The following is a 19,159-nucleotide window of genomic DNA, read 5'->3' on the forward strand; positions in this document are numbered from 1 at the left end:
GTTGCGCGACACCCCCGCACAGACCACAGAAGAAAGGCCAGTCCGCCATGAAGTTTCTCCGCGTCGGTCCCCCCGGAGCCGAACGGCCCGTGCTGTCGGACGGCGCCGGAGGCCACGTCGACCTCCGGACGCTGACGGACGACATCGACGGCGCGTTCCTGGCCTCCGGCGGCCCGGCCCGGGCCGCCGAGGCGCTCGCCATGGGCACCCTGCCGCCGGCCGACATCTCCGGCGAGCGGGTCGGCGCGCCGATCGCGCGGCCCGGGAAGGTCGTCTGCATCGGCCTGAACTACTCCGACCACGCCGACGAGACCGACGCCGCCCACCCGGACGAGCCCGTCGTCTTCATGAAGGCCGCCAACACGGTCGTCGGCCCGCACGACACCGTGCTCATCCCGCACGGCGGCGTGAAGACCGACTACGAGATCGAACTCGGCGTCGTCATCGGCCAGCAGGCACGCTACCTCCCCTCCCCCGAGGCCGCCGCGGACGTCATCGCCGGGTACGTGCTCTCCAACGACGTCACCGAACGCGCCTTCCAGCACGAACGCGGCGGCACCTGGGACAAGGGCAAGTCCTGCGAGACCTTCAACCCGCTCGGACCCTGGCTGGTCACCCCGGACGAGACCGGCGACCCGCAGGCGCTCGGCATGCGGCTGTGGGTGAACGGCGAGCAGCGGCAGAACGGCACGACGGCCAAGATGCTCTTCGGCGTCCACCACGTGGTCTGGTACCTGAGCCAGTTCATGGTCCTGGAGCCGGGCGACCTGGTGAACACCGGCACGCCCGCGGGGGTGGCCTTCGGAGCCAACGACTACCCCTACCTCGTCGACGGAGACGTGATCGAACTGGAGATCGACGGCCTGGGGCGGCAACGGCAGGTCGTCGGCACGGCCTGACCGCGCTCCACCGCAGCCTTCCCCGTCCCCAGGACACTCCCAGCCGCTTCGCCCCAGTCCCCAGTAAAGGAACACGCACATGACCCGCCCCGTGCCGAGCCCCGAACAGCCGCCCCCGCCGCCCGCCACGCCCGCCGACCTGGCCGACCTGGCCGGGCTGGCGGCCGTCGTCACCGGCGGCGCGTCCGGCATCGGACTCGCCACCGCCCGCCTGCTGTCCCGGCGCGGCGCCCGGGTGGCCGTTCTGGACCGCGCCCCCGAGACGCTGCCCGCCGAGGACCGGGCCGCCCTGACGGCGCTCAGCTGCGACGTCGCCGACGACGCCGCGGTCCGCGCCGCCGTCGCCGAGGCGGTCGAGCGTCTGGGCGGGCTGGACATCCTGGTCAACAACGCGGGCATCGGCGCCCAGGGGACCGTCGCCGACAACGACGACGCCGAGTGGACGCGGATCCTGGACATCAACGTCCTGGGCATCGTACGGACCACCCGCGCCGCCCTCCCCCACCTGCGCCGCTCGCCGGCGGCGGCCGTGGTCAACATGTGCTCCGTGGCCGCCACGGCCGGACTGCCCCAGCGCGCCGCCTACTCGGCGTCCAAGGGGGCGGTGCTGTCGCTGACCCTGGCCATGGCCGCCGACCACGTACGGGAGGGCATCCGCGTCAACTGCGTCAACCCCGGTACCGCGGCGACCCCGTGGGTCGACCGGTTGCTGGCCGCGGCCGAGGACCCGGAGGCCGAGCGTGCGGCGCTCGACGCCCGCCAGCCGCTGGGCCGGCTGGTGACGGCCGAGGAGGTCGCGGCCGCCGTCGTCTACCTCGCGAGCCCGGCCGCCGCCTCCACCACCGGCACCGCACTGCCGGTGGACGGCGGCATGGCCGGCCTGCGGCTGCGCCCCGCGGCCGCTCCGGCCCCGGCGGGAGCCGCCCGGTGACCGGCGGCCTCGCGGCGTCCCCCGCCACCCGCCCGGACGTGCTGCACCGGCGCACCGGACTGCGTCTGGGGCCGCTCGCGCTGGGGACCGCGCCGCTGGCCGGGCTGTTCAGCCCGGTCGGTGAGCGGGCCGCGTACGACGCGCTCCGCGCCGCCTGGGACGCGGGGATACGGGCCTACGACACCGCACCGCACTACGGCGCCGGGCTCGCCGAGCAGCGGCTGGGCGCCTTCCTGCGCGGCCTGCCGGAGGCCGAGCGGGCCCACGCGGTGGTCTCCACCAAGGTCGGCCGGCTGCTGGTGCCGGCCGGTGACGCACCGCACGGCGCCCGGGGCGCGGAGTTCGCCGACGAGGACGGCGGCCTGGTGCGCATCCGTGACTACAGCCGGTCCGGCGTACGGCGCAGCATCGAGGACAGCCTGCGGCGCACCGGCCTGGACCAGGTGGCGATCGCGCTGGTGCACGACCCGGACGACCACCTCGACCAGGCGGTGTCCGAAACGGTCCCCGAACTGGTCCGGATGCGCGAGGAGGGCCTGGTGCGGGCGGTGGGCGCCGGGATGAACGACGCGGCCCCGCTCGCCCGGCTGGTCCGGGAGACCGACGTCGACTGCGTTCTGCCGGCCGGCCGCTGGTCGCTGCTGGACCGGACCGCGGCCCGGGAACTGCTGCCGCTGTGCGCCCGCCGCGAGGTGGCGGTGCTCGTGGGCGGCGTGTTCAACAGCGGGATCCTCGCCGATCCGCGTCCCGGCGCCATGTTCGACTACCAGCCGGCGCCCGAGCCGGTGCTGTCCGCGGCGCTCGAGATGCGGCGGCTGTGCGAGGAGGCAGGGGTCGAGCCGGCCGCGGCGGCGCTGCAGTTCCCCTTCCGTCACCCGGCGGTCGGCACCGTCGTCGTCGGCGCCCGCAGCGCCGAGGAGGTCCGGCAGAACGCCGGACACCTCACGGCGCACGTGCCGGAGCAGCTGTGGGAACGGCTCGAGGCGCTGGCGGTGTTCCGGTGAGCGCGGCCGCGACGGACACGCCCGTCCGGCCGGCCTGGCGGATCGACGCCCATCACCATCTGTGGGACCTGTCGGCGCGGCCCCAGCCGTGGATCGACCCGGCGACCATGGCGCCGCTGGCCCGCAGCTTCACCCTGGACGACCTGCGGCCGCTGCTGGCCGCCGCGGGCGTCGCCTCGACCGTCCTGGTCCAGTCCTCGGCCTCGCACGAGGAGACCGTCGACCTGCTGGCGATCGCGGCCGCCGACGGTTCTCCGGTCGCCGCGGTCGTCGGCTGGACCGACCTGACCGCCCCGGACGTCGCCGACCGGATCGCGGCGCTGCGTGCCGCACCCGGCGGTGAGCGGCTCGCCGGCATCCGCCATGTGGTGCAGGCGGAGCCCGACCCCGACTGGCTGAACCGGGCCGACGTACTCCGCGGCCTGCGGGCCGTCGCCGACGCCGGCCTCGTCTACGACCTGCTGACCGCCCCGCACCAGTTGCCGGCCGCCCTGCGCGCCGCGCGCGCTCTGCCCGGGCTGCGGCTGGTCCTGGACCACCTGTCCAAACCGCCGCTGACCGGCGGGGACCTCAGTGGCTGGGAGCGGGACGTGCGCGCGCTGGCCGCCCTGCCGGACGCCTACTGCAAGCTGTCCGGCATGGTCACCGAGGCGCACTGGGACAGCTGGACGGTCGACGACCTGCGGCACTGCGCCGACACCGTCCTGGACGCCTTCGGTCCGGAGCGGGTGATGTTCGGCTCCGACTGGCCGGTCTGCCTGCTCGCCGCCTCCTACGCCCAGGTGGCCGAGGCAGCGGACCGGCTGACGGCGTCCTTGACCGCGTCGGAGCGGACGGCGGTGTGGGCCGGGACGGCGGCGTCCGCCTACCGGCTGCCCGCCGCCCGCGGGCTGACGGCCGGCTGATGAGTGCCGGCCTCCGCCGACGCCGCCGCAGGGCCGGCGGGCGGACGGCCGGCCCGGCCGGAACCCCCGGGCACGTGCAGCGACGGCGCCACGCCGGTCGCGGCCGCCGCGGCCCGCGGGGCCGGGGCCCGGACTCGGCCCCGGCCCCGGCCCCGGCCCCGCCAGCGTCCTCACGGCTCCCTGGTCGCCGGTGCCCGGCCTCCGGTGAACGGGCTTCACCGGTGACTCGTCCCCGATCGCCGGGTGTCAGCCGCCCGCCCGGTGCTCGACGGCCTCTGCTGCTGGGCCGGGGCCCGGGGGAGGGCGAGCCGCGGCGAGGCCTGGGCGCGGGCACCGGCCCGGCTCCCGCAGCCGGGCGCGGATCCGTCCACGGCCGCGGTGGTAGGGGGCCGGGCGCGCGCTCGGCGTCGTACCGCCGCGGCCGCTGTGTCGTCGTTCCGGCAGGTTCCGGCGCGTCATGCCCGTGGTCCGGCGCGTGCGCGTGCTTGCGTGCCCGCCCGGGCGGAGGCACCGCTCTTCAGCGGCGCGGGCCCGGTTCCTGCGGGACTGCCGCTGGAAGGCGCCGATGGCGGCGCCGGAGCGGGCCGGGACAGCGGGCGGGATCTGGGAGGTTGCGGGGTCCCGCGGGGTCGGCCCGCCCAGCTCGGCCACCAGGCCGGCCTGACCCGTCCGGCGAGGCAGCGGGGCGGACCCGGCCTGCACGTCCGGCGGGGCCGACGTGTCCGCGGGGACCGGGGCGGGGGCCCGGGCGGGAACCGGCGCGGGGCCAGGGCGGGCGCCTGTCCCCGCGTCCGCACCGGCAGGCCGGGGCAGCACCCGTCCTGGCCATGCCCGGGCCGCGCCGCCCGCGCCGGGGGTGGTCCCGGGGTCATGCCCGTACGAGCCGACGTCGGCGCCGGCTCGTACGGGCCGCGGATCTGCGGGTGCGGGGCCGGGTGATTCGTCCTCGTCGAGGCGGACGCCGTGCCGGCCGGTCTCGGCGGCGTCGGCGTCGGCTCGTGCAGGGCGCGGATCTGCGGGTGCGGGGCCGAGTGGCTTGTGCTTCGTCAAGACGGACGCCGTACCGGCCGGTCTCGGCGGCGTCGGCGACGTCCTCTCGGGTGGCCCGGCTCCGGGCCGTCCCCACCGAGTGAGGCAGGTGAGACACATGAAGCGCGTGAAGCAGGTGAAGCGGGCGCCGCTGAGGCGGATCGGGCATCCGACGGCGCCCGGGGCCGCCGGCCCTGCCGGGCCCGCCCGGCCAGCCCGGCCCGCCCGGTCAGCCCGGTCAGCCCGCCGCCGCGTACGCCGCACCGGTGAGGGTGTCCTTGCCGATCACCACCGGGTTGGCGAGTTCGCCGACCTCCCCGATCCGGATCCGCACCTCGTCGCCGGCCAGCAAGGTGAACGGCAGCTCGGGAACCAGGCAGGTGCCGGTCGCCAGTACGGCACCGGCGGGGAAGACGTCGGCCCTGAAGAGGTGCTCGACGAGTGTGTCGTAGCGGCGGTTGAGCTGGGCGGTGTTCGCCTCGCCGTGCCAGACCGGCGTGCCGCCGCGGTGGATGTCCAGGGTGATCGGGAGGTCGTAGGCGTCGGCGACCTCCCAGGCCGGGCGGATCGCCGGCCCCAGCGCGCACCCGCCCAGGTACACCTTGGCCTGCGGCAGGTACAGCGGGTTCTCGCCCTCGATGGAGCGGGAGCTGACGTCGTTGCAGACGGTGTAGCCGACGATCTCGGCGTGCCGGTTGAGCACCAGGGCCAGTTCCGGCTCGGGGACGTTGACGGCGGAGTCGGCGCGGACGGCGATCGGCGCGCCGGGACCCGCGACGCGCCAGGCGGTGGACTTGAAGAACAGCTCCGGCCGCACCGCCCCGTACACGCGGTCGTAGACGTCGCCGGAGTGCAGGCTCTCCTGGACCCGGGCGCGCTGCGAGCTGCGGTAGGTGACGCCCGCGGCCCACACCTCGGTGAGGCCGTCCACGGGGGCGAGGATCTCCGCGGAGCCGGCGGCGCAGACGGTGGTGACCGCCTCGGCGCACAGCTCGCGGATCTGCTCCAGGGGCAGGGAGAGCAGATCGGCGACGGACGCGGCGGTGGTGATCTCGGCGATTTCGCCCGATCTGACCACGCCGGTCCTCGGGTGCGCCTGGCCGGGGAGGCGGAAGCGGACGATCTCCATGGGCGGTCTCCTGTGCTGCGGGTGTCCGAGGGACCTCGACAGCCGGGGAGCCTAGGAAGCCGGGCCCGACATGTCAACGTCTTCATCAGATGAAGCTCCATCTTCATCTGATGAAGTTCTTGACGGGAGAGGATGTCGTCATTAGCGTCGGCAGCCAAGTCCAGGAGGCATCCCATGGCAGGAACGAGCGCGTACCCCGACGGCGTACGGCACGGCCGCGTCGTCCACGCACTCGGAGAGCGCATCGTGCGGGGCGAACTGGCGCCCGGCACGGTCCTCCCCACGGAGGACCAGCTGGTCGAGGAGTTCGCCGTCGGCCGTTCGGCGCTGCGCGAGGGAGTGAAGGTCCTCGCCGGCAAGGGACTGCTGGAGAGCCGGACCAGCGCGGGCACCCGGGTACGCGAGCGTTCCTCGTGGAACCTGCTGGACACCGACGTCCTGCGGTGGCGCTTCTCCGGGGACGTCAGCGACACGGACGTCGCGACCCTGGCCGATCTGCGCGTCGCCCTGGAACCCGGCGCCGCCCGGCTGGCCGCCGAATCGGCGGACCAGGCCGCGCGCCACCGGGTGGAGGCGGCCATGGCCCACCTGTGGGCGACCGTCGACGACCCCGAGGCGTTCGTCGAGGCCGACCTGGCCTTCCACCGCGCGGTCTTCGAGGCCGCCGGCAACGACCTGCTGCTCTACCTGCACGACGTCGTCAGCGTGGCCCTGAGCTGCGTGCGCCCCCTGCACACCCACTCGGTGGGCCACAACAAGGAGACCCTGCCCAACCACGAACGCGTGGCCACCGCCATCCGCCGCGGCCACCACCGCCGCGCCGAGGAGGCGATGCGGGCCGTGGTCGAGACGGCCCGGGAGGACGCCGTGCACCACCGGAACGGAGACAGACACCCATGACACCCGCACCCGGACCGACCCCGACGCCGGCCGCAGCGCCGGCCGGCGCCGGAAGCGTCCGCAGTGAGCGCGACGGCCACGTCCTCGTGCTCACCCTCGACCGTCCCGCGAAGCTGAACGCCCTCACCCCCCGGATGACGGCCGAACTCGCCGACGCCGTACGCACCGCCAACGCCGACGACGACGTCCGGGCCGTGGTCCTGACCGGTGAGGGCCGTGCCTTCTGCGCCGGCAGCGACATCGCCGGCCTCGACGACTACAGCAGCCCCTGGGAGTTCGGCGAACGCACCGACTACGGCGACATCCTGCGCGGTCTGCACAAGCCCGCCGTCGCCGCCGTCAACGGCCACGCGCTCGGCGGCGGCCTGGAACTGGCCCTCGCCTGCGACATCCGGCTCGCCGCCGCCGAGGCCACGTTCGCCGCCCCCGAGATCAAGCTCGGCTGGATCGGCGGCAGCGGCCAGTCGGCGCTGCTCGCCCACAACATCGGCGCCGGCAACGCCGCCTGGATGGTCCTCACCGGCGACCCGGTCGACGCAGCGACCGCGCTGGCGTGGGGCCTGGTGAGCAAGGTGACGCCCCGTCAGGAGCTCACGCGGGAGGCGGTGGAACTGGCCCGGCGCATCGCCGCACGCGCCCCGCTGGCCGCCCGCACCGCCAAGCGGACCCTCCGCGCCGCCCACACCATGCCGATCGACGACGCCATCGCCCTCGAACGGCACCTGCAGACCATCTGCTTCGCCACCCAGGACGCCGCCGAGGGCCGGGCGGCCTTCGCCGAACGGCGCACCCCGAACTTCAAGGGACGGTAGACACCTCATGGGAGCCCTCGACGGATACCGGGTCATCGACCTGTCGATCGCCATGGCCGGGCCCCTGGCCGCGATGCGCCTGGGCGACCTGGGCGCCGACGTCGTCAAGGTCGAACCGGTCACCGGGGAATGGCAGCGCCACGCACCCGCCGGAGGCGCCACCGGCAACCGGGTCAACGCCTCGTTCCTGTCCCTCAACCGCAACAAGCGCAGCCTCGCGGTGGACCTGAAGTCCCCCGAGGGCCGCGAGATCGTGCTCGAACTCGTGCGCACCGCCGACGTGTTCATCCAGAACTACCGCGCGGGAGTCGCCCAGCGCCTCGGTCTGGACTACGCCGCCGTCGCCGCGGTCAACCCGGCGATCGTCTACGTCTCCATCTCCGGATACGGCGACGACGGCCCCTACGCCACCCGGCCCGGCCAGGACCTGCTGCTGCAGGCCATGAGCGGCGCCATGGCCAACACCGGCCGCGACGGCGACCCGCCCTCGCCCTCGGGCACCTACGCGGTGGACGCCATCACCGGCCACAACGCCTTCGAGGCCGCCCTCGCCGGCCTGCTGCACCGCGAACGCACCGGCGAGGGCCAGCAGATCACCGTCAACATGCTGGACTCCGCGATCGCCGTCCAGGCGCAGGAACTGTCCATCTACAGCGTCGGCGGCGTCCCCCAGCGCCGGGGCAGCGAGCCGCACGGCCACACCTACATCCGTGCCCCCTACGGCGCCTTCGCCACCAAGGACGGTCATCTGGCCCTGGCGATGCCGCCGTTGGCCCTCCTCGGCCGTCTGCTGGGCAGCCCCGAACTCGCCGCCATGGACGAGCACACCGACGGCCACACCCGCCGGGACGAGATCACCGCCATCGTCCGGGAGAAACTGCCCGCCAGGACCACCCGGGAATGGCTGGACCTCCTCCAGGAGAACGGCATCTGGGCCGGCCCGGTGTACTCCTACGCCGATGTCATGGCCGACCCGCAGGTCCGGCACAACGGCTCCTTCGTCACCTACGAACATCCCACCGAGGGCACCGTCACCACCCCCGGGTTCCCGTTCCGCTTCAGCCGCAGCCCCGCCGAGGTCCGGCGGCCCGCGCCGCTCGTCGGCGAGCAGAGCAGGGAGGTGCTCGCCGAACTCGGCCACACCGCCGAGGACATCGACGCGCTGCTCACCGCGGGCGTCATCGCCGCCGAAACCGCCGGAACCGCCGAAACCGCCGAAACCGCCGAGTCGGCCGGTACCGCCGCCCCTGCGGCCCCGGACCACGAAGGAGCGGTACGGCCATGACCGCCCCGCTCACCGGAATGACCTGGGACCACCCCCGCGGATACCGGGTGCTCGACGCGCTCGCCGACCACGACCGCCGGGAGGCCGCCGCGGGCCGCCCCGGACCGCGGCCCGTGGTGTGGAAGCGGCACTCGCTGGAGGACTTCGAGGCGCGACCGCTGCGCGCCTTCTGCGACGACACCGACCTCGTCGTGCTGGATCACCCCGGTCTGGGCGAGGCGGTCGCCGACGGCTGCCTGCGCCCGCTGGAGACCCTCTTCACCGCCGGGGAACTCGCCGCCCTGCGCCGAAGCTGCGTCGGCCCCAGCCACGACAGCTACCACCTCGACGGCAGCCAGTGGGCGCTGGCGGTCGACGCCGCCACCCAGGTCTCCGTCGCCCGCCAGGACACCGCGGGCGGGCGGCCCGGCAGCTGGGAGGACGCCTGCGCCGAAGTCCGGCGCACCCCCAGCGCCCTGTGCCTGGGCGGCCCGCACGCCTTCCTGATGTTCGCCGCGCTGTGCGTGGCCCTCGGCGCCGCTCCCTTCCCGGACGGGGACCCGGACCGGGTGGCGGACCTCGCCACCGGCACGGCCGCCCTGGAGGTGATGGCCGAACTGCTCGCCCACAGCGACCCGGACCTGTCCTGGCGCAATCCGATCGCCGTACTGGACGCCATGTCCGGCGACGGCGGCCCCCAATACTGCCCGCTGGTCTACGGCTACGTCACCTATCAGGCGCCCGGCCCCGGCCGGACGGGGCTGCGGGCCTTCGACGCACCGCGCGGGCCGGGCGGCGTGCGCGGCAGCGTCCTCGGGGGCGTGGGCCTGGCCGTCACCAGGTCCTGCCAGGACCTGCCGGCCGCCCGGGCGCAGCTGCTCAGACTGCTGAGCCCCGGCGTCCAGACCGACGACTACCGCCGGTTCGGCGGCCAGAGCTCACTCGCCGAGGCATGGGACGACGAGACGGTCCACCGTGCCGTCCACGGCTTCTACCGGGACACCCGCCGCACCATGGACGCCGCCTGGACCAGGCCGCGCTTCCCCGGATACATCGGTTTCCAGCAGCAGGCATCGGCGGCGGTCCGGGACGGACTGTCGCACCGCACACCGCCCGCCCGGGTCCTGGCGCAGCTCGACACGCTGCTGCGTACGGCCCGCGCGGGCACCCGCACAGGAGGCATGTCATGAGAACAGCCGTGGTCACCGGAGCCGGCGGCTCCCTGGGCCGCGCCATCGCCGCGCGGCTCGGCGCGGACGGTTTCGCGGTCGTCGTCACGGACGTCGTCGAGCCGGATCTGCACGCCACCCGCGACCTGCTCCTGGAGCGCGGTGTCACCGCCGGCGCCCACCTCGTCGACCTGCGGGACCCGGGCGCCGTCGCGGCCCTGTTCACCGCCGTCGCGGACGAGTTCGGCGGCACGGACGTGCTGGTCAACAACGCCGCCGTCTATCCGGCCGCGCCGTTCCTCGACGTCAGCGTCGACACCTACGACGAGGTGCACGCCGTCAACCAGCGCGGGTACTGGCTCGCCGCCCAGCACGCGGCCCGCCAGATGACCGGGCGGGGCGGCGGCGCCATCGTGAACATCGCCTCGATCACCATGCACGGCGGCTGGTCCGACCTGGCCGCCTACGTGGCCACCAAGGGCGCCGCCACAGCGCTGACCCGGGCGCTGGCCCGGGAACTCGGACCGTACGAGATCCGCGTCAACACCGTCTCGCCCGGCGCGTTCCCCACCGCCGCCGAGAGCATCCACGACGATCCGCGGGCGTACCAGGAACACGTACTGGCCAACCAGGCGCTCAAGCGGCGCGGCACACCCGAGGAGCTGGCCGCCGCGGTGGCGTTCCTCAGCGGTCCGGACGCCTCGTTCGTGACCGGGCAGACGCTGGAGGTCAACGGAGGGTGGGTGATGGCATGAGGATCAACGGCCGCGACTACACCAGGCGGCAACTGGCCGAACGGGCCGGCGACCTCGCCGCCGTCGGCGGGGTGCGGGCCGTCGTGCTCGACGACGGCACCGAGCGCGGCATCCGCGCGCTGGAGTTCCGCACCGGCGGCGGGCTGCGTTTCGAGGTCCTGGTCGACCGGGCCATGGACATCGGGGTCGTCGAGTTCGACGACCTCACCGTCGGCTGGCGTTCGTCCACCGGGTTCCGCCACCCCGGGCTGCACGAGCACCACGACGAGTCCGGGCTGTCCTGGCTGCGCAGCCTGTCCGGGTTCATCGTGACCGGCGGCCTGGACCACACCCTCTTCGGCGACACCGTCGACGCCGCCGACTACCACTACCCGCCCAAGACGTCGGTCCGGCACGGTCTGCACGGCCGCATCGCCAACATCCCCGCCCGGCTCACCGGTTACGGCGAGCAGTGGACCGGCGACAGGTGCGTGCTGTGGGCCGAGGGCGAGGTGCGGCAGGCGGCGGTCTTCGGCGAGCACCTGGTGCTGCGCCGGCGCATCGAGGCGGACCTGGGCGGCACCGAGATCCGGTTGCACGACACCGTGGTGAACGCGGGCTTCGAACGCACCCCGCACATGTTCCTGTACCACATCAACGTCGGCTGGCCGCTGCTCGACGAGGGCGCGCGGGTGGAGGCGGACGTCGAGCGCACCGCCTGGACCTCGGACAGCGTGCGTGAGCAGGGCGTCTCCCACGAGGTGATGCCGGCGCCCGTGCCGCACTTCGTGGAGCAGGTCTACGAGCACGTCCTCAGGCCCGCGCAGGACGGACGCAACCGTGTCCGGGTGGTCAACGACGCCCTGGGGCGCAGCCTGGAGGTCGACTTCGGCCAGGAGGAGTTCCCGCACTTCTTCGAGTGGCTCAACCTGCGCTCCGGCGGCTACGCCGTGGGCCTGGAACCGTCGACCCACGCCGTGGCCGGCGACGCCGCGGCGCGCCGGGACGGGACCATGACCTGGCTGGAGCACGGCGACGAACGCGCCTACCGCACCGTCTTCCGTTTCCGCCGCGCCCAGCCGCCGGCCTGACCGGTGCGGCCCGCGGGGCCCGGTTCCACGCCTGCGCCCGCGCAGGAGTGGAACCGGGCCCACGCGCGCGTGTCAGTGGCCGCCGACGAGGAGTTCGTAGTCGCCGATCAGGTCGCCGAGCAGGGTGCCGGCCGTGAGGTCACTGGGGACGTGGCCGGCCATGTAGAGGCGGGAGTAGAGCACTTCGTCCTGCATCCACCGGTACTCCGCCGCGCGGTGCGGGGAGAGGGCGCCGAGGAAGGTGACGGCCGCCGCGGCGCGGGTGGCGTGGCGGGAGGGGTAGGAGTAGGGGCCCTTGGCACCGGGCTTGATGTGCTTGTCCGGGCGCAGGCTGGGGTCCAGGACGAAGGGGGCCGGCTGCCCGTCACGGGCGGCGACCCGGTCGCTGATCGTCTTGGCAAGTTTCAGGGCCGCCTTCAGTTCGGCCTTCTCCGCCGCACCGCGGCGGGCGGGGATCAGTTCGCGCTGGTCGTGGAGGTAGAGCTTCCAGATGTCCTTCTTGCCGTGGAGTTCCAGCCAGGTGGCGGCCTTCTCCCCGGCGGCGGTGCGGGTCTTGGCGAGTCGCTGCACCTGGTGGAGTTCGGCGGTGCGCTCGGCCGCCGCGGGCGGTGCGGGGACCTGCCGGGCGGCCCAGACGGCGAACGCCCGGTCGTCGCGGGCGGTGCCGTGCGCCTTCTTCCACCGGGCGAACAGGGCGTCGGCCCTGCCGCGCTGGGCCGCGGCCTGCTTGCCGATCTCCGCGGTCTCGGCGTCGGTGAAGAGCGTGGGCGGCGGGTTCTGCCTGATCCGTTCGGTGGCTCCGGGCTTCTTCTTCCCGGAGGTCGAGGCGGCGGCCGGGTACAGCAGGCCGAAGGCGGCGGCGACGACGGCGAGCAGCGCGATCACGGCGTACGGCCAGGTGATGCCGCGCGGGGCTTTCATGCGGCGGGGGTCCTTTCGAAGAGCGGTTCCGTACGCGTCCGCACGGTGAAGTGGGTGCGGGCGAGGCGGCGTACGTCGTTGTCGGGCAGGCCGGGGGTGAGCAGGGACCGGCCGACGACGTACTTGCTGAGCGACACGGGGCGGACCGCCAGGCGCAGCAGCAGGCGGTCGGCGAAGGCCGGTCGCGCGCCTCCCTTGGTCTCCACGAGCACCTGCCCGGGGTCGAGGGCGGCGCTGCGGTCGCCGTGGTGGCAGCTGAGGGCGCCGTCGAGGGTGACGCGGGTGCCGTGGTCCAGATCGGCGAGGGCGGCACGGACGTAGCGGATCTCGGCGGAGGGAGACAGGTCCGCGGCCGTGACGGGGATGCCGGACCGTTCCAGCACCTCGTCGACGAAGGCCGCGGCCTCCCCGCCCAGTTCGCCGTACGCGGCGGCCGGGACGCGCAGCGCGTGCTTGACGGTGGCGCCGCGGCCGTCCTTGGTCTTCACCTCCACCCGGCACAGTCCGTCCTCCGCGTACAGGCGGGTGCGGACCTTCCAGCGGCGGCGCCGGCCCTGGACGTGGGCGCGCCAGGCGGTCAGCCGCTCGGTGTCGAAATAGGTGCTGAGGTAGCTCGTCGTACGGCGTCCGGCGAGGTCGAGGACGTGGTGGCGGTCGGCGAGCAGGCGGACGGCGTCGCGGGCGCGGTCCAGGGGGACCAGGTACTTGCGGTCGGTGCGGTGCTGCAGCGCGGCGGCCGCGTCGACCTCGGCGAGCGCGGCGCCCCGCAGGGCGGACAGACCGAGCGCGGCCGTGAGCGCGGATGCCTGCGTCACGACGCCGTCACCCGCTCACGCGGCTCGGTCTCCGGGACGGTGGCGGGCTCGTCCGGTGGAGCCGGGTAGCGGGCGGAGACCCGGGTGGTCTCCCGTACGTAGTCGACCTCGTCGACGACCACGGACAGCGGCGCCCGCCCGAAGCGGAACGCGACGTCCTGCGCGATCAGGGAGGGGTCGTCGTAGATCCGGTCCAGCGTGAGCCTCACGCTGCGGGTCGGCGGCCGGTACGACCTGGGGTCGTCGACAACCAGGACGGCGACCAGCACCACCACGGCCAGCGCGACGACCAGCCAGCTGTCGCGCTGCGGCAGCCCGGTGCACAGGGCGATGACCAGCGTGACGAAGGTGTAGGCGACGTCGCGCAGGGGGAACGCCGCGCTGCGCAGCCGGACCAGGGAGAGGATGCCGAACAGCCCGAACCCGACCCCGGCCGGGAACTTCCCGGCGCTGATCGTGCTCATCGCGGCGAACAGGCCGACGTTCAGTGCGACCAGGACCAGCGGCATCGCCGGTACGCTGGGCCGGCGCCGGTAGAGCCACCCGACCAGGACGAGCAGGGCGACGACGTCGAGGCCGCCGCGGGTCGTCAGGTCCAGGGGGGCGATGTGGGCGGTGATGCCCTTGGCGGCGAGCATCGAGACCGCTGCGTGCATGGCTGTCCCTTCCGTCACGGCACGTCGGACGGCGGGCCGGTCGCGGCCCGCGGAGCACCGCGACGCGAACGACGGTAGGGATGGCACATGAACAGACCATGAAGCCTTCCCGCCTGACGGCGAAGGCTCCCCTCCGCGCCGTGAAGCCTCGCCTCCGCCCGGAGCCGGTGCCGGACAGCCCGTTCCGCGGGCGGGTTAGCCTGGCCGGCATGCACTACCTGGTCGTCGACGACGAGACGCGCCTCACCGATCTGGTCGTCCGCTACCTCGGCGAGTCCGGCCACAGCGCCGAAGGACGCTACGACGGCCCGTCCGGACTGGCCGCCGCCCGCGAACCCCGCGTCGACGCGGTCGTCCTGGACGTCATGCTGCCCGGCATGGACGGGGTCGAGGTGTGCCGCACGCTGCGCGCCGAGGGCATCGACGTGCCCGTGATCCTGCTGACCGCACGCGGCGCGATCAGCGAGCGGGTCGCGGGGCTGGACGCCGGCGCCGACGACTACGTGGTCAAGCCCTTCGCCATGGAGGAGCTGATGGCCCGGCTGCGGGCCCTCTCCCGGCGCCGCCCGGACAGCTCCGGCCGCCTCCGGGTCGGCGATCTGGTCCTGGACCCGGAGCAGCAGCGGGCCTGGCGCGCGGACACCGAACTCGACCTGTCCCGCCGGGAGTTCGACGTCCTGCGGGTGCTGATGGAGAACGCCGGCCGGGTCGTGACCCGGCTCCGGCTGCTCGACGAGGTCTGGGACGGCGAGACCGACCTGCGCAGCAACGCCATCGACGTCCACGTCTCCAAGGTGCGCGCCAAGGTCGACCGCGCCTTCGGCCGTACGACGATCACGACCCTGCGCGGGCGCGGCTACCGCCTGGAGACCACGCCGTGAGGCCGCACGGTCGGCTGCGGGCCCGGCTACCGCCTGGAGACCGCACCGTGAGGCCGCACGGCCGGCCGCGGGCCCGGCTGCGGCGGCTGCCCGTCGTCACCCGCCTGGTGCTGGCCGTCGCCGTCACCATGTCCCTGGTCCTGACCGGGACCGCCGGACTGGTCTACTGGCGGGTCAAGACCGCTCTGGACCAGCAGCTCAACGACGACCTCACCACCTACCGGAGCAGTCTCGACCGGGCCGTGGGCGCCGGAGCGCAGCTCCCGCCCGGCCCCAGCGGCAGCCTCCGGCAGGTCCTCGACGGACAGGGACGCGTCCTGCGGTCCAGCGACGCCCTGCGTCACCAGCCGCTGCTCACCCCCGCCGAGCTGAACGCCGTCGTACGCGGTGCCACCGTCCGGCGTGACGTCGGCTCGCTGCTGCCCATCACCGCGGACACGCTGCGGCTGCAGGCCAGGCGCGTCACGGCGGACGGCCGGACCCGGATCGTGGTCGCCGCCGTCCGGCGCGGCCACCGCGACGAGGCGCTGCGCGAACTCCTCGCCCAGCTCGCCTTCGCCTCCGCGCTGACCCTGATCGCCGCTTCGTACGTCGGCTACCGCACCGCCCGCGCCGCGCTGCGCCCGGTGGAGCGCTACCGCGGCGGGGCCGCCGCCCTCGCCGACGGCTCCCCGAACACACGGCTCGACGTGCCCGCCGACCGGGACGACGAGATAACCCGGCTCGGGCACACCCTCAACCACATGCTCGACCGGCTGGCGGCGTCCGCCGAACGCGAGCGCCGGTTCGTCGCGGACGCCAGCCACGAACTGCGCACCCCGCTGACCCTGATGCGCGCCGAGCTCGACGTCGCCCTGCGCCGCCCCCGCTCCGCCGGGGAGCTCACCGAGACCCTGCGTTCCGTGGACACCGAGGTGCAGCGGCTGATCGGCCTCTCCAACGCCCTCCTCGACCTGGAGGAACTCGGCAGCAGCGGCCACCTCACCCGTTCCTCCGTACGCCTGCCCGACCTCGTCGAGGCCGCCGTCGCCCCGCACCGGCGCACCGCCGAACGGGCCGGGCGGGCCGTGCGCGTCGAGGCGGCCGACACGGACATCGACGCCGACGCCCGCTGGCTGCGGCCCGCCATCGGCAACCTGCTCGACAACGCCCTGCGCCACGGCACCGGGACCGTCCGCCTGACGGCCGCCGTCCACGACGGCCGGCTGCGGCTGCGGGTCACGGACGAGGGGCCCGGCTTCCCGCCCGGGTTCCTGCCCCGGGCGTTCGACCGGTTCGCCCGCGCCGAGGCGAGCCGCACCGGCGAGGGCTCCGGCCTGGGGCTCGCCTTCGTCCAGGCGGTGGCCGTCGCCCACGGCGGCACCGCGCACGCCGAGAACACCGGGCACGGCAGCGCCGTCACCCTCGACCTGCCCTGCTGAGCGGCACACGGGCCGGCCGACGCGCGGACCCGACGACGGGCGGGCCGGCCGACGCGCGGGCCCGGCGGCGGGCGGGCGTCAGCTCGCGGGTCCGCCGTCGACGAGCCGTCTCAGCGAGGGAAGCAGCGCGTCGAGGTCCTGCGCGGTGCGGAAGGCGACGATCGTGGTGCCGCCGGCGTCGGCGGCGCCCTCGCGCGTCGAGGGCGCCGGGAAGAGCGCGAGGACCTCGCTCATCGCCTCGTCGATCTCCGCCACCGGTTCCCGGGACTCTCCCCGCAGCCAGCGACGCAGCACGTGGTTGTGGGCCGCGACCACGGAGGCGGCCATGAGTTCGGCCTTCAGGGAGGCCGAGGTCGTCGGATCCCCCATCCACTCCGCGATGAACTCCCGGAACAGCCGCTGGTAGCGGGCGACGCTGGCGATCTCCCGGTCGCGCAGGGCCGGCACCTTGCTGGTGAGGCCGTAGCGCCGCCGCGCGAGGTCGCCCTCCTCGATGTAGTGCAGCAGGACCAGGCGGACCGCGTCGGACACGGCGACCAGGGCGGTGCTGTGGCTGGAGGTCGCCAGCCGGTCCCTGATCAGTTCCAGCAGCCGGTCGTGATCGGGGAAGATCACCGCTTCCTTGGACCGGTAGTGCCGGAAGAACGTCGTCCGTCCCACTCCGGCCCGTTCTGCGATGTCGTCGACGGTCGTCTGCTCGTATCCGCGCTCGTCGAAGAGCGCGAAGGCGGCGTTCGCCAGCCGGATCCGCGCGGGTTCCTTGCTCATGACCGCCCATCCTTCCCTGACCCGAAACCCGATGCCCACTTGCCCACCGCAATGGTACTGAGTACCGTCTAGGAAGTATTCAGTACCGAAGGAGGTCGGGGCGTGAGTTCCGCTGCAGAGAGCGAGTCCGGACTGCCGATCCGACCGGTGTACGACGGCTGGTCGCCGGCGGGCTTCGACGCGGACACCGAACTGGGCGCGCCGGGGCGGTTCCCGTTCACCCGGGGCGTGTATCCGTCCATGTACACCGGCCGTCCCTGGACGATGCGGCAGTACGCCGGCTTCGGCACGGCGAAGGAGTCCAACGAGCGCTACCACGAGCTGGTGAACGCGGGCACCGGCGGTCTGAGCGTGGCCTTCGACCTGCCGACGCAGATGGGCTACGACTCCGACGAGCCCATCGCGCGGGGCGAGGTCGGCAAGGTCGGCGTGGCCGTCGACTCGATCGAGGACATGCGGACCCTGTTCCAGGGGCTGCCGCTGGACAAGGTGTCGACGTCGATGACGATCAACGCCCCCGCCTCGACGCTGCTCCTGCTGTACCAACTGGTCGCCGCCGAACAGGGCGTCGCCGGCGATCAGCTGACCGGCACGATCCAGAACGACGTGCTCAAGGAGTACATCGCCCGCGGCACCTACATCTTCCCGCCCCAGCAGTCCCTGCGGCTGATCAGCGACATCTTCGCCTACTGCCACCGGGAGCTGCCGCGCTGGAACACGATCTCCATCTCCGGCTACCACATGGCCGAGGCGGGCGCGACGCCCGTGCAGGAGATCGCCTTCACCCTGGCCAACGCCAAGGAATACGTGCGCACCGCGATCGCCGCCGGCCTGGACGTCGACGACTTCGCCCCGCGGCTGTCGTTCTTCTTCGTCGCCCGGACCACCCTGCTGGAGGAGATCGCGAAGTTCCGCGCCGCGCGCCGCATCTGGGCCCGCGTCATGCGCGACGAGTTCGGCGCGAAGAACCCCAAGTCGCAGATGCTGCGCTTCCACACGCAGACCGCGGGCGTGCAGCTGACCGCGCAGCAGCCCGAGGTCAACCTCGTCCGGGTCGCGCTGCAGGGCCTGGGCGCGGTACTCGGCGGGACGCAGTCCCTGCACACCAACTCCTACGACGAGGCCATCGCCCTGCCCACCCAGAAGGCGGCCCGGCTCGCCCTGCGCACCCAGCAGGTCATCGCCTACGAGACCGACGTGACCAAGACCGTCGATCCGTTCGCCGGGTCCTACGTCATGGAGTCGATGACCGACGACATCGAAGCCGCGGTGGTGGAGCTGATCCGGGCCGTCGAGGACCGCGGCGGCGCCGTGGCCGCGATCGAGCAGGGCTTCCAGAAGTCCGAGATCGAGAAGTCCGCGTACCGCATCGCCCAGGAGATCGACCACGGGGAGCGCACCGTCGTCGGGGTCAACAAGTACGTGCTCGACGAGGAGGAGCCCTACGAGCCGCTCCGGGTCGACCCGCAGATCGAGATCGACCAGTGCGAACGCCTCGCGAAGCTCCGCGAGGACCGCGACAAGGACGCCGTCGAGCGTGCCCTCGACGCCGTGCGGGAGGCCGCCCGGGGCACGGACAACGTGCTGCCCCCGATGCGCGAGGCGCTGCGGCAGCGCGCCACCGTCGGCGAGGTGTCCCACGCCCTGCGCGACATCTGGGGCGTGCACGTCCCCCACGACACTTTCTGACCATCAAGGCTCGGGTGAGACAACCAGTGAACGACATCGACATCCGCACGACCGCGGGCAAGCTCGCGGATCTGCAGCGCCGTATCGACGAAGCGACGCACGCCGGCTCCGCACGCGCCGTGGAGAAGCAGCACGCCAAGG

At 74.0% G+C, this 19,159-nt stretch carries 18 protein-coding genes; 13 read left to right on the forward strand and 5 right to left on the reverse strand.

The window, feature by feature from the left end:
• Nucleotides 1–47 precede the first annotated feature (47 nt).
• The 4 genes from AB0G63_RS37405 (at nucleotide 48) to AB0G63_RS37420 (ending at nucleotide 3,739) form a co-directional block, all read left to right on the forward strand.
• On the forward strand, nucleotides 48–899 hold the full coding sequence (locus AB0G63_RS37405; protein ID WP_360759805.1) for a fumarylacetoacetate hydrolase family protein: 852 nt from the start codon (nucleotides 48–50) through the stop codon (nucleotides 897–899).
• A 139-nt stretch (nucleotides 900–1,038) separates the two neighbouring features.
• Nucleotides 1,039–1,830, forward strand: coding sequence for an SDR family oxidoreductase (locus AB0G63_RS37410; RefSeq protein WP_360759855.1), 792 nt, complete (start codon nucleotides 1,039–1,041; stop codon nucleotides 1,828–1,830).
• Nucleotides 1,827–2,834: an aldo/keto reductase gene (locus tag AB0G63_RS37415; protein WP_360759809.1), complete on the forward strand. Its 1,008-nt coding sequence runs from the start codon at nucleotides 1,827–1,829 to the stop codon at nucleotides 2,832–2,834. The genes AB0G63_RS37410 and AB0G63_RS37415 overlap by 4 nt, the downstream gene beginning before the upstream one ends.
• Entirely contained in the window at nucleotides 2,831–3,739 is a 909-nt protein-coding gene (locus AB0G63_RS37420; RefSeq protein ID WP_360759812.1) for an amidohydrolase family protein, read from the forward strand. The genes AB0G63_RS37415 and AB0G63_RS37420 overlap by 4 nt, the downstream gene beginning before the upstream one ends.
• A gap of 1,267 nt (nucleotides 3,740–5,006) precedes the next feature.
• On the opposite strand, the gene AB0G63_RS37425 is transcribed toward AB0G63_RS37420, so the two are convergent.
• Nucleotides 5,007–5,897, reverse strand: a complete 891-nt coding sequence (locus AB0G63_RS37425; RefSeq protein WP_360759815.1) for a fumarylacetoacetate hydrolase family protein — start codon at nucleotides 5,895–5,897, stop codon at nucleotides 5,007–5,009.
• 174 nt (nucleotides 5,898–6,071) lie between these two features.
• Here AB0G63_RS37425 and AB0G63_RS37430 point away from each other — a divergent pair, with 174 nt between their 5' ends.
• The 6 genes from AB0G63_RS37430 to AB0G63_RS37455 are packed head-to-tail and all read left to right on the forward strand — an operon-like array spanning nucleotide 6,072 to nucleotide 11,867.
• A complete protein-coding gene (locus tag AB0G63_RS37430; RefSeq protein WP_360759818.1) occupies nucleotides 6,072–6,797 on the forward strand; it encodes a FadR/GntR family transcriptional regulator in 726 nt (241 codons plus the stop codon).
• Nucleotides 6,794–7,609: an enoyl-CoA hydratase-related protein gene (locus AB0G63_RS37435; protein ID WP_360759821.1), complete on the forward strand. Its 816-nt coding sequence runs from the start codon at nucleotides 6,794–6,796 to the stop codon at nucleotides 7,607–7,609. The genes AB0G63_RS37430 and AB0G63_RS37435 overlap by 4 nt, the downstream gene beginning before the upstream one ends.
• Nucleotides 7,610–7,616: 7 nt before the next feature.
• A complete protein-coding gene (locus AB0G63_RS37440; RefSeq protein WP_360759824.1) occupies nucleotides 7,617–8,894 on the forward strand; it encodes a CoA transferase in 1,278 nt (425 codons plus the stop codon).
• Nucleotides 8,891–10,063 (forward strand): carbohydrate ABC transporter substrate-binding protein, encoded by a 1,173-nt coding sequence (locus tag AB0G63_RS37445; protein ID WP_360759827.1) that lies wholly within the window; start codon nucleotides 8,891–8,893, stop codon nucleotides 10,061–10,063. Before AB0G63_RS37440 ends, AB0G63_RS37445 begins: the two co-directional genes overlap by 4 nt.
• The gene (locus tag AB0G63_RS37450; protein WP_360759830.1) at nucleotides 10,060–10,797 is read left to right on the forward strand and encodes an SDR family oxidoreductase; all 738 of its coding nucleotides are present in this window, start codon (nucleotides 10,060–10,062) and stop codon (nucleotides 10,795–10,797) included. Before AB0G63_RS37445 ends, AB0G63_RS37450 begins: the two co-directional genes overlap by 4 nt.
• Nucleotides 10,794–11,867, forward strand: a complete 1,074-nt coding sequence (locus tag AB0G63_RS37455) for an aldose 1-epimerase family protein (RefSeq protein ID WP_360759833.1) — start codon at nucleotides 10,794–10,796, stop codon at nucleotides 11,865–11,867. Before AB0G63_RS37450 ends, AB0G63_RS37455 begins: the two co-directional genes overlap by 4 nt.
• A gap of 72 nt (nucleotides 11,868–11,939) precedes the next feature.
• On the opposite strand, the gene AB0G63_RS37460 is transcribed toward AB0G63_RS37455, so the two are convergent.
• From AB0G63_RS37460 to AB0G63_RS37470, 3 genes are read right to left on the reverse strand one after another with little or no spacing between them, the layout of a single operon-like run.
• A complete protein-coding gene (locus AB0G63_RS37460; protein WP_360759836.1) occupies nucleotides 11,940–12,788 on the reverse strand; it encodes a phosphatase PAP2 family protein in 849 nt (282 codons plus the stop codon).
• Nucleotides 12,785–13,603 carry a polyphosphate polymerase domain-containing protein gene (locus tag AB0G63_RS37465; protein WP_360759839.1) on the reverse strand — a complete coding sequence of 273 codons (819 nt, stop codon included), beginning with the start codon at nucleotides 13,601–13,603 and terminating at the stop codon, nucleotides 12,785–12,787. Before AB0G63_RS37465 ends, AB0G63_RS37460 begins: the two co-directional genes overlap by 4 nt.
• Nucleotides 13,600–14,259: a DUF4956 domain-containing protein gene (locus AB0G63_RS37470; RefSeq protein ID WP_360759841.1), complete on the reverse strand. Its 660-nt coding sequence runs from the start codon at nucleotides 14,257–14,259 to the stop codon at nucleotides 13,600–13,602. Before AB0G63_RS37470 ends, AB0G63_RS37465 begins: the two co-directional genes overlap by 4 nt.
• A 209-nt stretch (nucleotides 14,260–14,468) precedes the next feature.
• Here AB0G63_RS37470 and AB0G63_RS37475 point away from each other — a divergent pair, with 209 nt between their 5' ends.
• On the forward strand, nucleotides 14,469–15,140 hold the full coding sequence (locus AB0G63_RS37475; RefSeq protein WP_360759844.1) for a response regulator transcription factor: 672 nt from the start codon (nucleotides 14,469–14,471) through the stop codon (nucleotides 15,138–15,140).
• A 47-nt stretch (nucleotides 15,141–15,187) separates the two neighbouring features.
• Nucleotides 15,188–16,561, forward strand: coding sequence for an ATP-binding protein (locus AB0G63_RS37480; RefSeq protein WP_360759846.1), 1,374 nt, complete (start codon nucleotides 15,188–15,190; stop codon nucleotides 16,559–16,561).
• Between the two features lie 78 nt (nucleotides 16,562–16,639).
• Here the strand turns inward: AB0G63_RS37480 and AB0G63_RS37485 are convergent, their stop codons facing one another.
• Entirely contained in the window at nucleotides 16,640–17,329 is a 690-nt protein-coding gene (locus tag AB0G63_RS37485) for a TetR family transcriptional regulator (protein ID WP_360759849.1), read from the reverse strand.
• 102 nt (nucleotides 17,330–17,431) lie between these two features.
• Here AB0G63_RS37485 and AB0G63_RS37490 point away from each other — a divergent pair, with 102 nt between their 5' ends.
• Nucleotides 17,432–19,018 (forward strand): acyl-CoA mutase large subunit family protein, encoded by a 1,587-nt coding sequence (locus tag AB0G63_RS37490; protein ID WP_360759852.1) that lies wholly within the window; start codon nucleotides 17,432–17,434, stop codon nucleotides 19,016–19,018.
• Nucleotides 19,019–19,159 lie beyond the last annotated feature (141 nt).

It is taken from the genome of Streptomyces sp. NPDC020996 (assembly GCF_040641355.1).
In the GTDB taxonomy this organism is placed as follows: Bacteria; Actinomycetota; Actinomycetes; order Streptomycetales; family Streptomycetaceae; genus Streptomyces.